At 50.3% G+C, this 13,453-nt stretch carries 9 protein-coding genes; 6 read left to right on the top strand and 3 right to left on the bottom strand.

The window, feature by feature from the left end:
• Positions 1–66: 66 nt before the first annotated feature.
• Positions 67–4,173: a hypothetical protein gene (locus VIS94_13835; GenBank protein HEY9162152.1), complete on the bottom strand. Its 4,107-nt coding sequence runs from the start codon at positions 4,171–4,173 to the stop codon at positions 67–69.
• A 532-nt stretch (positions 4,174–4,705) separates the two neighbouring features.
• Between VIS94_13835 and VIS94_13830 the strand changes: the two genes are divergently transcribed.
• A complete protein-coding gene (locus VIS94_13830) occupies positions 4,706–6,769 on the top strand; it encodes a carboxylesterase family protein (protein ID HEY9162151.1) in 2,064 nt (687 codons plus the stop codon).
• Between the two features lie 123 nt (positions 6,770–6,892).
• Here the strand turns inward: VIS94_13830 and VIS94_13825 are convergent, their stop codons facing one another.
• Positions 6,893–8,338, bottom strand: coding sequence for a hypothetical protein (locus tag VIS94_13825; protein ID HEY9162150.1), 1,446 nt, complete (start codon positions 8,336–8,338; stop codon positions 6,893–6,895).
• Between the two features lie 153 nt (positions 8,339–8,491).
• Between VIS94_13825 and bcp the strand changes: the two genes are divergently transcribed.
• From bcp to VIS94_13800, 5 genes are all read left to right on the top strand, one after another.
• Entirely contained in the window at positions 8,492–8,950 is a 459-nt protein-coding gene (gene bcp, locus VIS94_13820; GenBank protein HEY9162149.1) for a thioredoxin-dependent thiol peroxidase, read from the top strand.
• A gap of 50 nt (positions 8,951–9,000) precedes the next feature.
• The gene (locus VIS94_13815) at positions 9,001–9,933 is read left to right on the top strand and encodes a serine acetyltransferase (GenBank protein ID HEY9162148.1); all 933 of its coding nucleotides are present in this window, start codon (positions 9,001–9,003) and stop codon (positions 9,931–9,933) included.
• An 82-nt stretch (positions 9,934–10,015) separates the two neighbouring features.
• Positions 10,016–10,243 carry a NifU family protein gene (locus tag VIS94_13810; protein ID HEY9162147.1) on the top strand — a complete coding sequence of 76 codons (228 nt, stop codon included), beginning with the start codon at positions 10,016–10,018 and terminating at the stop codon, positions 10,241–10,243.
• Positions 10,244–10,443: 200 nt separating this feature from the next.
• Positions 10,444–11,043, top strand: coding sequence for a methionine biosynthesis protein MetW (locus tag VIS94_13805; protein HEY9162146.1), 600 nt, complete (start codon positions 10,444–10,446; stop codon positions 11,041–11,043).
• Positions 11,040–12,161, top strand: coding sequence for a homoserine O-acetyltransferase (locus tag VIS94_13800; protein HEY9162145.1), 1,122 nt, complete (start codon positions 11,040–11,042; stop codon positions 12,159–12,161). The genes VIS94_13805 and VIS94_13800 overlap by 4 nt, the downstream gene beginning before the upstream one ends.
• Positions 12,162–12,166: 5 nt before the next feature.
• On the opposite strand, the gene panC is transcribed toward VIS94_13800, so the two are convergent.
• Positions 12,167–13,012, bottom strand: coding sequence for a pantoate--beta-alanine ligase (gene panC / locus VIS94_13795; GenBank protein HEY9162144.1), 846 nt, complete (start codon positions 13,010–13,012; stop codon positions 12,167–12,169).
• Between the last annotated feature and the right edge of the window lie 441 nt (positions 13,013–13,453).

Genomic DNA, 13,453 nt, shown 5'->3' with positions numbered 1-13,453 from the left:
GGTTCAGGGGCAGGTGCCAGTTGTGTTAACGGCAACCCAGCCCCTGATGTTCAAATGCTTAAAAAATCACCTGCTCAAAGCCGATGAAATGAAACACATTCCGGAGCCTCCGCCACTATCAGATTCGCCGGAAGAGTCTTCTCCTGAGACAGGCTTGCCATTGTGGCCTATTCCGCCGGTCAAAGGCAGTTGTGATGAATTCCCGGCCTCATCGGTAGCAACAACTGCATAACATTCATATTCATCAGGCAATTTTATGTATAATGTCTTGCCGCCGGTAATTGGTGTTATATTCTTTATCAGACTTGCTTTTGCAAAATTTCCTTGATTGATCGGCTCAGAATATCCATAAATGCTTATTTTTACGGCCTTTCCATTGAAACCGTCATCTCCGGGGCAGTCGAACACAAAGTCCCCGTCCTCCCATGTATAAGACAAAACTGTTCCGGGAGCGGTTGCGTCATATCCCAGATTCGACGTATTGCAGTTGTCATGCCCGAAAGTCTGCCATGTTTGCTGTTTGCCCCTGCTGTCTGCAGTGTACTTGCCATCCGTGTCCCATATGAACACACCGCCTTCCCTTGTTATTACCGCAACCTCGTTTTTGCCGTCTCCGTCAATGTCGGCCACCGCAGGCGTTGTCATTATCCATCCTGCTGAAAGCTTCGGAAATATCCCCCTGTCAAGACCGTCAGTTCCTATTGCATGGACAAGATAGAGCCCGTTGCCGCCTATGACTTCATTGATCCCATCACCGTCGACATCTGCAATGGCCGGCTCTGAATAAAGGATAAAGTCATCGACCGGCCTCGGGAATGCGTCTTCAAAACCGCCTGTTCTGGAATCCCATACCTGCATGACATGATCGAACGGGAAGTTCTGTCCTGATATGAAAAGGTTCAGCGCACCGAAGAGAGTCAGTCCGCCCTGAGCGATCTCTATGCTGTCGTCACTATCAAGATTTCCCAGGGCGACGCTGTCATAAAGGTTCAAAGACATGGATGTATCGCTTAAATAAGACTTTGCCTTGCCACCCATGGGAGATTGCTTCATCTTCTTAAGCAATGTCCCGTCTCCGTCAATGACAGCGGTTTGCGCAGAAGTTGCGCTGGCGACTATTTCGTCGGCTCCGTCATTGTCAAAATCGAAGGCGGCGGGTTTCGTGGAAGGCCCCAGATGTGGCAGGATATCGGGTAGCAGCGCCTTCAAAGCAACGGGCCAACCATTTACAAAAGAACGCTGGCTGAAAGCATAGTCCCTGCCCCCGTCGCTTACATAACCGTTTCCTTCTCCCTTTATCGCATAGATCAGGCAGTCTTTTCCGGCCAGGCCGGTCACGGTATCAAGAACGGAAGCGATAAGACCGCCCGGCAGGATTGACTGGGAGCCCGTCTCTTCTTTTGCGGCAAGAAACTTTTTGCCGAGTTTCAATTTCAGCTGTTTGTTCTCTTCGCTAATCTCAACTGGAGTTTTCCCATCGGCTGAAACACACTCATTCGTGGCCACCACGACCTCATATTTCCTGTCGCCGTCAAGGTCCGCTATGCATGGAGAATAGATGATCTTCTGGCCCATCTTTTCATATCGCCTTGCATATACAGGCCAGCCGCGGCACGTCTTTCCGTCCTTGTCCCAGGCATATATCCTCTGATCCTGACCTGCGACGATGATTTCCTTGAATCCGTCATTGTTGATATCGAACAGCACCGGCGGGGCTAAAATTCCCCTTCCGATCGAGTTCTGTATGCTGTTACTGTTGGCGAAGTTGTTTCTGTCATGATCCGCGTTATGGATTTTCCCCTGCGCAAGGTCGTTCCTGATATTGGCGCTGATGTCCATCCTCAGCGGTTCTTTGTTCGTATCCAGATAAAAGCAGTAAACTTTATCGCCTGCAGCTCCGACAATCTCCTTAATACCGTCGCCATCTATATCGGCAACAGCAGGTGTGACAAATGAGGGCCTCAGGCTGACGGAACGGCCAAGCGCAGTCCTCATTCTGTCCTTTGCCGGTTTCAGATTCAAGCCATCAAATTCGAGCTCATCCGCTTCAAATTCAACGGTTTTCCCAAGATATTTGAAAGGTTTTCCGTCATGGGTGTAAACAAGAATCCTTCCGTCTGACGTTGCAATGATAACCTCTTTTTTGTTGTCGCCGTCCAGGTCTTCAAACCTCGGGGAGGCCTCGCCGCCAACACCAAAAAATTTCGGCCACCCTTCATGAAGGTTTTTATCCTCGCATAAGAAAAATGTCCTGCGGTCTTCGGCAATTCTTCTACCCTTTGAATCAAGTACTCTAAGTCTGACGGTAAACATATGCCTGTTGGCCTGAATTTTTGCGTCGCCACGGTATGCAGTGTCAGGCTCTTTGGAATACCAGCCGGGGTCAAGACCTTTAGGTCTCATCGATTTGATCTTTTCAATATCGACCGGTCCACCAAAATCAATATTTTCACCCTGCTGCGAGCCGCTTTTTAAAACATTTTTCTTAAGTTCATTCTCTTCGGGCTCAATGCCCCATGCGCCTTCAACAACCCACGATCTGGCGTCGGTGCCTGCAAAGAGAACGTCTCCCCTGAGTTCAAGCCCTTTTTCACTCATTGTTACATAGTGATTCCAAAGCGGTGAGGTTATTCGTGCAACGGCCGGAATCCTGCCGTCATCGAGCATCTTGAGAGCCCAGTACACGTTCATCCTGCCATAGCCGAAATGCTGGTCCCATCCGACCTTGCAGGGGTCAGGCGTTCCCAGACCATAAGTGTCTTCGGGAACTACGTCTTCTGCGGATAATGTCAGTATCTGCTTTATCTGGTCAGGATGGATGGGCATGCCGTTAGGATAGGCGAAATTCCGGTTCATTTTTTCATTTTCTATCAGGTGCAGGGCGCGTGAAATAAGCAGTCCTGCGTAGCCGGAAGTCAGCCCGGTTGAATGCGAGCCCGTCGAGACTTCATTGCAAACCTGAGCCTTTGAGCCGAACTGGCAGAGGCCCGAATTCCTGAACCATGTGCCTACGTTTTTCGGATCTGAGCCCTCGATATAATTATCAGGCACTACGCCGGAACAATACATGGGTTCGTTCAGATAGGTCGGCCAGTTGTGGTTTGCGCTGTTGATGTCCGATGAGGCCATCATAATCACCAGCCCCTTCTTGTAGGCAAACTCGAGTGCGTCTTTGCATATGCCGGAATTATTCAGCCCGCCCAGCGCCCCTTCAATGACATGCGCCCCGCTTATCGCTGCATACATTGCCGCAAGGCCATAGTAATTCGTATCATGCACAAAGGAATCCGACGCCTTAAGGGGCATTATCATACAGTTCGGGCAGCTTCCGAGCTCTTCTATCAGGCCGGCGTCATCAAAAAATTCGCCGCCCGCGCTGAAATTCTGACCGGTGCCGTGATACATGGCGGTATCAGTATAACTCGAAGTGTCGTCAGCATCATTGTCATTTTCAAAGAAATCCCATCCGCAGATATCATCGACAAAACCGTTCAGATCATCGTCAATCCCGTCAGAAAAGGCCATGATCAGATGCTGGGGGGTAAGCGGAGCCGGAGGAACATCTCCCTTGAATGAGCCCTTTCCGTTTTTAAGCTCATAATCACGTATATAGTTGTTCCTCCAATGATTGAAGTTCTCTTTGACCCAATTATTATAACTGGATTCAAGCCTTCCCAGCACGATATCATTATCCCCGCCCGGATATTTTTCCTTCAGGGCGTCTTTATAATCCTTAATATTGAAGACGCCGTCGTTGTTATAATCAAATACCGGTGCATCGTTTACATAGTACGGGGCATATTTCATCAGTTCTGCCCTGTTCAGATAATATTTGTTCATAAGTCCGGGTTTCAGCCACTGAGTACCCGTATCAATAATTGCTATCACAACCCGGGGATCGCCCGTTTCAAGTGTCCAGGCCAGATCGACAGACGCTCCCGCAGGGACAGGTTTGCCATACATGTCATTGCCTTCAGGATCTTTTACATAATGGCTTCTGTATTTCTGCGAACTTCCATAAGAATCGCTTCTGAGCCAGTACTGGCTTCCGATGAGTACGTCCAGTTTGTTTGCATCGATCAAATCCTGGATGATATCCGTTGTTGGAAAATATGCGAATGCTATTCCGGAAGCGGCAGCTATAAAGGTAATTGCTATTAGAAATCTCCTCATTTCAGTAAACCCCCTTGGAAAAAAATCACAAAATTATATATAAATTAAAGACAAACCTCAGTAAAGTCAATCCTTAACAGACCTTTCCCGCATTTCATCGCTATCCCCCGACCAGCATACAGCGCGGCTTTCCTGTCCCCTCAAAAAAGGAATGATGGCGTAAATCCTATTATCATGGGCGTCCACAGAAGTTGGTGGCAGGCTCGCTCACGAAAATCGGGCTGATCAGCCTGAGACTTGCAAGGTGCGGATATCTTCCTTAAGCGGTGATATCCATAAAGTCACTGCCCTTCTGCCCCCATTTCCCCCAAGGCTATGTTGACTACGGGCATTTCATCATTATACTCTATCACAAGAGCGGGGGGATTATGTTTCATTTTCCCCGTAATGATTTGTTTTGCTGTGGCTTCACTGTTTTCCGGCGGGCAATTCTTATTGGATCATGATCGATTCGTTATGAATGTCCCATGAGCCCTGTTCGGGGGAAATACCGGCTGCTCTGAACGATTTCTTTCATTCAAGGGAGGTTGATATGACGCTAAAAAATACCTTTTTTCTCATAATTGCAGCAGCCCTCATCCTTTGCGGCTGCAGAGTCTCAGGGAAGGTTGCCATGGACGGCGCAGGGTTGAAGGGCATCCCCATCGTCCTTCAGGGTGATGCATATATGGAGGCCCTCACCGGTGAGGACGGCCGGTTTGTGTTCTCGAATGTCAAGGCAGGTGCGTACACCGTCACCCTGAAGCCGGTTGCCGGCTGGACCAGGGAAGTGACAAAGGCAGTGACCAAGAAATACGATTTTGCTGATGTTACAGGTGTTGATTTTTCCATCTCATCAGCAAGCCTTAGACAGACATCAAGCGGAGAGGTGATAGGCTTTACCGAGGATAACGGATGCCATGCATGGCTGGGTATACCATATGCGAAAGCCCCTGTCGGAGAACTGCGCTGGCGAGCGCCACAGCCTGCCGAGGGGTGGACCGGGAAATGGCTGGCCCTGCAGCTTGGGTCCGTATGCACACAGTTTGCCGGCCTTATATCAGATGTACCCCGGGAGATGTACGACAAACCGATTGGATGCGAGGACTGCCTTTTCATGAATATATGGGCCCCGGCCTTTGACCCTTCCCACCTGCCTGAAGGCTCTGACCGCCTGCCGGTCATGATGTGGATACACGGCGGCGGCAATACCATCGGGCACGGCGGACAGTACAACGGGAAGATGCTCGCAGAAAAATACGGGGTGATAGTAGTCAGCATTAACTACCGTCTGGGCCCGTTCGGCTGGTTCGCCCATCCGGCGCTTCGCGGTGATGGCACTACCCCTCTCGACCGGTCGGGCAACTATGGAACCCTTGACATCATCCGTGCCCTTTCATGGATTGGCGAGAACATATCGAACTTCGGCGGCGACCCGGGCAACGTCACCATATTCGGTGAATCCGCCGGCGGCCAGGATGTCCTTACCATGATGCTCTCGCCCCAGGCGAAAGGCCTGTTCCACAAGGCAGTTGTGGAAAGCGGCGGGCTCGGCTCGAGCACTATGGCCCAGGCCGAGAACTACAGTGACGATGTCGTACCGGGCGATGATTTCAGCTCAAGAGAAGTCATAAACAGGCTGCTCATAGCCGACGGCACAGCCCCTGACCGTACCGCTGCAAAGGCATACCAGGATGCCATGAGCGACGACGCCATCGAGAAATATCTGCGCGGCAGGAACAACTATGCCATCCTTAACCAGTACAAGGCCGGTTACGGCGGCATGATAACCATGCCCAAGGTCTTTGAGGACGGTGTCGTCATGCCGCAGGGCAATTATCTGGACCTCCTGAAGGACACAGCCACCTACAATCCCGTCCCGGTCATCATAGGCAGCAACCGTGACGAGTATAAGCTGTTCATGATCATGAACCCAGATTATGTCGACATCATCTTCGGCCTTCCCCTGCATGTCAAGAACCAGAGGCTGTACGATCTTACTGCGAGCTACATGAGCGACAGGTGGAAAGCGGTCGGCGTGGACGAAATCGCCTCGGCCCTGAGCATTGCCCAGCCGGGACAGGTCTGGGCCTACAGGTTCGACTGGGACGAAGAGCCCTCAATCCTCGGTATCGACGTTGCTTCCCTGGCTGGCGCCTGCCACAGCATGGAGATCGCGTTTGTGTTCAGCGACTTCAGTGAGTTCATTTCGCCCCTTTTCACGTCCCTTCTCTACAACAAATCCAATGAAGCCGGCAGGACAGCTCTCTCAGGCAGCATGTCATCATATTGGGTTGAATTCGCCCGGAACGGATCACCCGGAAAAGGCACAAGCGGCACCGGATTAGAGTGGAAGCCGTGGAACCAGGATTCCCCAATGGCAGATAAGTTCATCGTGTTCGACACTCCGGACGGAGGAGGCATCGGCATGTCGAGCAACATCGTAACCATGCAGGCCCTTAAGTACCGCCTGCTGGCAGAGACGGGATTCCCGACGCAGAAGGACCACTGCCGCATGTATGTAAGCCTTTTCGCAGGCACCGGTCTATGGGACGACTGGGAATATGAGCACCTCGGGAAAATCGGGTGCGGCAGTTATCCGCCGGAGGGTTTTTAATAACAACATTTGTGGTGAAATATGACGACCTTCGCCCGGGCTGTCAAACTGAGGCCCGGGTGAATCATAAGGTAGGACAGAAGCCTTATGACCAATAAAATTCCTGGTTTGTTTTTCTCTCACTCAATTAACGCTTTCGTTTCCAGTAAAACTCCAGTCAATCCCGGAACCTTTGATTTCAAGTGAATCGAGTGTTGCCGTAATGCGTATCTCGGTGAAACGGCTGCCATCAGTTTCGAGATATTTCCCAGCAAAGGCCTTTACCTCTTCCGGCGCATTTTTAAGCGAATCTATGAACGCCTGCGGCGCCTCTATCGCGCCCAGAAAAAGCCTCGGCTCGTAGTCGATGCCGGCTGCGCGCCGGCTGAGCCTTATGGTTTCCCGGTAGTGAAGCGGCAGGCTTATACTGCCTCCTTCTGAAAGTTTTATATTAAGCGTCGCAGGCGGATTGTAGCAGTTGAAATCAGGAATAATGGCAGTAAAGCCTTCAGCCTTCATCGAGTAAGCCAGATCATCGCCTGACCCGAGCGTTTCCGCTGAACTGTCATAGGGTTTGTTTTCCAGGATGTTGCCCTTCAGTTTTCCACCGGTCTTATGAAACCTCCAGGATGCACTTCCTGCCTCCCTTATGTCCTTTTCATAAAAGCCGGTATTTCCGTTTTCATCCGTGCCCTCGACACGAAGTGTCCTGTGTATGCAGTTCTTTCCGATTTTCTGTATGCTGATGCGGTCCGTAATCGACGCCCTGCCTGTTGTTATGATTTTCGGCTGCTTGAGCCAATCTTCGGCCGGAAGCTGCACGACCTGGAATATGGAATCGGGATTGCCCGGAATGCCGCGGCGGTCTTCGTAGGAATAGACAAAAAACTGATCGAGCCCTGAGATGTCGAAGTCGAACATCCGCGTGAACATATCGCCGTATCTGTTGATGATGAAATGGGTCGAGCCGCTGGAACTAAGGTTCACGGATACGAACCTGCCCTTGAATGGTGTCCCTACCCCATAGCTGTAGTCGCGAGGCAGCCACGGGTCGTTGAACGTTATGCCCTGCCCGCCCTCATTAAGCATGATGATGTGCGAGCACTTGGCCGCGCCCACCTTTTTGAGGTTTCCTGCCGGGTCAGTCCAGTAGCCGTCTTCGGGAATTGATACCACCGAGAAATCCCACTTAACAAGATCACGCCTGAGCTTCATGCCCGGCCCGTTCCAGAAGGGCATGCCCCAGGCCTTCTGCCACCTGAATTTCGAAACCTCATCGAGAGCGTTCCACATCGTATAGATCTGGCGCTCTTTGTTGAGTGCGACTATATGTTCGTCGTCCATGGCGATTTCGGTTACCTGACCGGCAAGTCCCGCAGGCAGATTATCAAGCATCTGCCATTTTCCTTTTACGCCGGTCCTCTCGACATTGGGCCTGACCCAGATATTGCCGTTTCTTACAGCCGCATAGTACCTGCTGTTCATGCTTTCGGCATTGCCCTTGAAATAAACCTTATCAGGCAGGTCCGCGGGAACGCATGCAGCTGAGATAAAAACCAGAGGTACCATCAATAAAAAGAAACGCTTCATAAAATAACCCCCCTCAATATATTTCAAAAGAGCGTGATTAAACGCTGCTGTTAAGCAGTATGCCTCATGGTGAACGGTGAATCAAGAAAATCAGCTAATATTATTTCATCAAAATAACGAAATAGACATTATAAACTCTTCAGGAGGTTGATTATGCTGAAAAAAGGCGATGCGGCCCCTATGTTCAAGTTGACAGATCAGAACGGCAAAACAGTCAGTCTCAAGGATTTCTCCGGTAAAAAAGTCCTCGTCTATTTCTACGGCAAGGCGCTCACATCGGGCTGAACAAGGCAGGCCGTCTCGGTCAGGGACGCTCTTGAGGAGCTGAAACAGAGAGGAATAGAAGCTGTGGGGATAAGCCCGGACAAACCCGAAACCCTTAAAAAGTTCGACGAAAAATATAGCCTCAATTTCACCCTGCTCTCGGACCCGGACAAGTCCGTAGCAAGCGCATACGGTGCATTCGGCAAAAAGATGATGTACGGCAAAGAGGTCTCAGGAATTATACGCTCGGTTGTAATGATCGACGAAAAAGGCGTCATCTTGGGTGCATCATACAAAATCACGCCTGAAGATACGGTACCGCTCGCTTTAAAGGCACTGGATAAATAACTAGCAATCCGGTAGTGATTAAGCCGTAAATTGTGGTATAAAAGAACGCCATGAGAAAAATCAAAGCAGACATCCAGGAAATTATTACCCAGGTCGTAGGCGAACTGAGCGCGCCCGAATCATACGAAGTAGTCTCGCACAGGAGTTCGCATCACATACCCATGCCGTCGGTGGAAATCCTGCACAGCATAGTCGAAGACATGCGCTCGATACTTTTCCCTGGCTATTTCGGCAAGTCGGAATTTTCCATAAAGACCATGTCGTATTATGTGGGTTCGACGCTCGACACTGTGGCAAGGAACCTTCTCGAACAGATCAAGAGGGGATTCTGCTTCTCCTGCGAGTTCGACAGGGATGTATGCGATACCAAATGTCTTGAGAGGGCGAGCCGCCTGACAACGGACTTTCTTAAAAAGCTGCCTCATATAAGGGCTTTGCTGTCCACCGACGTATGCGCGGCCTACGACGGCGACCCCGCCGCCAAGAGCCATGGTGAAACTATCTACTGTTATCCCAGCATCAAGGCCATCACCAATTACAGGATCGCACATGAGCTCCATCTTCTTGAAGTGCCTTTGATCCCGCGGATTATCACTGAAATGGCCCATTCTGAGACAGGCATAGACATCCACCCCGGGGCAACGATCGGCGAATATTTCTTTATCGACCACGGCACCGGCGTTGTCATGGGAGAGACAACGGTGATAGGCAAGAATGTCCGTATCTATCAGGGCGTGACGCTCGGCGCAAAAAGCTTCCCTCTCGATGCCGACGGGAATCCGATGAAGGGAATACCGCGCCATCCTGTCGTAGAGGATGATGTGGTGATATACGCGGGCGCTACAATCCTTGGCAGAGTCACAATAGGAAAAGGTTCTGAAATTGGCGGTAATGTCTGGCTCACGCACAGTATAGCGCCGGGCAGCAGGATAATGCAGAACGGATTGAGAGAATTCAGCTTCGCGGACGGGGACGGAATTTAAGCACTTGACCGTCAAACCCCGGTGCTGATAAGCGGACAAAAAGCATCTGAATACAGCAAGGAAAAATACGGGAGGAAAAATTATGGTGACAAAAGAAGAAGTTGAAAAGGCGCTTGATAAGACAAGGACATATCTGAGAGGCGACGGCGGTGACGTACAGCTTATCGACGTGACCGACGACGGGACCGTAAAGGTTAAGCTTCAGGGCGCATGCGGCGGATGCCCGATGGCAACTCTCACGCTCAAAAACATGATTGAGAAGATAGTTAAGCAGGATGTGCCCGGAGTTAAGGCGGTGGAATCGGTTTAGTTCATACAGGGCGTCATAACTTTGCATACCTTTGTCATTCCTCATCTCGTCACTCCTCGGTCTGCTTTGTTTTTACGCCCTGTTTAAAAAATACCCTGCACTGATATGTATAAAAAAAGAGCAGAGTATAAAATCAAAAAGGCAAGAGGCAATGACAAAGAAAGGACGGTTATTTACCGTCTTTTTTTGTTTTACAGCAAATGACGACTGAGCTTAATCATAAGATCATCGAGCAATGGATCAAACCCGGGGCAAGGGTGCTTGATCTGGGCTGCGGGGACGGAAGCCTTCTCAAAAAACTGGCTGCAGCCAAAAACGCCTATACCGTGGGTGTTGAAATCTCCGAGGACAAGATAATCGAATGCCTCAAGAAGGGCATCTGTGTTTATCAGGCCGACATAGACGAGGGTATTTCGAACCTCGATGACATGAGTTTTGAATACGTGATACTGAATGAAACCCTGCAGGAAATCCACAAACCTCACAGGGTTATTGATGAGATGCTCAGGGTCGGGCTTCACGCAATCATTTCCGTACATAATTTCGGCTATATTTTAAACAGGCTTCATGTACTTTCAAGGGGCTGGATCAGTGCCGACATACGTTCTGAAGGGTCATGGCATGACAGTCCGGTTATCAGGTTCTTTACGGTTACAGAATTCGAGAATCTGCTTAATGAAATGGGAATCATGATTGAAGAAGCAAGATACTTTATGCCTCTGGGCCGTGTAGCCTCCAAAAAACCGCCTGTACCCGACCTCATCGTAAAAGGCGGGCTTTATAAGCTGAGGCGAACATGATTGTGGAGACAAAAATCATAAAGGTGAACAGGCCTTTTGCGCTTGAATCAGGGGCGATCCTGCCTGAAATCGACATTGCATATGAAACCTACGGAAAATTGAACCCTTCAGGTGATAATGCAATTCTAATCGAGCATGCACTCTCAGGAGACGCCCATGCCGCATTTTTCCATGAAGGCGATAAAAAACCCGGCTGGTGGGACCTGATGATCGGCCCGGGCAAGGCATTCGACACTGACAAATACTTCGTCGTTTGCTCCAATGTTATAGGCGGCTGCAAGGGAACGACCGGACCCTCTTCGATAAACCCGGAAACAGGAAGGGCCTGGGGGCTGAGCTTTCCCGTGATCTCGATACGCGATATGGCGGAGGTGCAGAGGGAACTGCTTTCCCGCCTGGGCATCAAGCATCTTGTGAGTGTTGTGGGAGGCTCCATGGGCGGCATGCAGGCCCTTCAGCTTTTCGGTGATTATACCGGCATGACCGATTCCTTCATGGCAATCGCAACCGCGCTCAAGCACTCTGCGCAGCAGATAGCGTTCAACGAGGTCGGCAGACGTGCGATCATGTCCGACCCCCGCTGGAACGAAGGCAACTATTACGGTGAGGTGTCACCTGAGGCCGGGCTTTCTGTAGCGAGAATGATCGGCCATATCACATATCTCTCAGAGCGGATGATGCAGGAAAAGTTCGGCCGCTCGAAAAAAACCGCTAACATAAAAAACGTATTTAAACCGTCATTCGAGATAGAGCACTATCTTGATTATCAGGGCATATCATTCGTCAAGCGCTTCGATGCGAACAGCTACCTCTACATTACGAACGCGGTAGACAACTTCGACCTTATAACATCGCTTTCAGGCCCGAACCGTACACGCGGAGAAAACAGGGAAAGAGGAAGGGTGGCCGATCTCGGCTCGAAAAAAGGTCTTGTCGTTACCTTCTCCTCGGACTGGCTTTATCCGCCGTCGCAGGGACGCGACATCGTGAAGTTCTTTACAGCGCTCAATGTCCGCGTATCATATACCGAGATCGAAACCGACCACGGGCATGATGCCTTCCTGACGGACACCGGACATCTGACCGAGATTATAAAGGGGTTCCTGAGCGGACTGTAAACCCGTCAGGATGAAAACCTGATATTATCGATCAGTCTGGTCTTCCCCAGCTTAACGGCAAGGGCCATGACCGCGTCATCGGTAACCCTCTCAACCGGGGCAAGCGAAATACCGTCTACTATCTCCACATAATCTATGATGCAGCCGGGCGCATCCTCTAACATTTCCGAGACCTCTTTTTTTACCTTCTTTGCACTGGTTTCACCATTCCTGAAAAGGCTGAGCGCATGCTTGAGAGAACGGTTCAGGACAGGTGCAACGTCCCTTTCTTCAGGGCTCAGGTATGCATTCCGCGAACTCATCGCTAGCCCGTCCTTTTCCCTGACCGTTGGATAGCCTATAATCTCGACCTTCATGTTGAGGTCTCTCACCATGCGCTTTATAACGGCCAGCTGCTGATAGTCCTTTTCGCCGAAAACCGAGAAGTCGGGCTCCACGATGTTGAAAAGCTTGGCGACGACGGTTGCGACCCCCCTGAAATGCGTGGGCCTGGAAACACCGCACAGGCCGCTGCTCAGACCTTCGACTGTAATGTAGGTCGAATACCCATCGGGGTACATCACGGCAGGGGTTGGATAGAAAATGCACTCCACGCCCGTCTCCCTGCACAGCTCTTCGTCGCGCTCGAAATCACGCGGATATTTGTCTAGGTCTTCGTTAGGCGCGAACTGAGTCGGGTTGACGAATATGCTGACGACAACATGCGGTGTATATTCCCTGGCCTTGACCATCAGATCGAGATGGCCTTTGTGAAGATAACCCATGGTCGGCACGAAGCCTATCTTACCTCCTGAGGCCTTTATTCCTGAAACATAATCCTTCATTTCAGCAATGGTCTTCAGAATCTGCATAATCATTTCCCCCCTTTTTTCCTTAATGCCTTGTCCCAGGTTGAAACATCATCTCCTGTCAGGACATATCTGAGATATTCGTAACCAATCGGGAGAAGATAAGCAACCGGGAGTTGATGATTATCTTCATCAAGTCAATTAGATTTTGAGGAAACCGGCCATTGCCAATCAATAAGACAAGATGGACAATGAAGGGCCTTGTAAAATGTTTGGGTTTGAACCCCGTATCTTTACGGAATTTCAGGCCGCCATTTGGCGGCCTTTTGTTATTTGTTGATTTATAAAGTCTATTTGACTTCAGATTTCTTTTCGTATTCCTCAAGCCAGCGGGGGCAGTGGGTGTTGGCCCAGGCCTTGGTTACCCAGCCCGTGATCATTGCCTGTACCGTTCCCGGGTTCCCTATTGTGCCGAGGTAGATGTGCACCATGATGAAGGATGCG

The sequence above is a fragment of the Desulfomonilia bacterium genome (assembly GCA_036567785.1).
Classification (GTDB): Bacteria; Desulfobacterota; Desulfomonilia; order UBA1062; family UBA1062; genus DATCTV01.
Note: the sequence above shows the minus strand (reverse complement) of the source record. Positions and strands in the feature narration are given on the sequence as shown.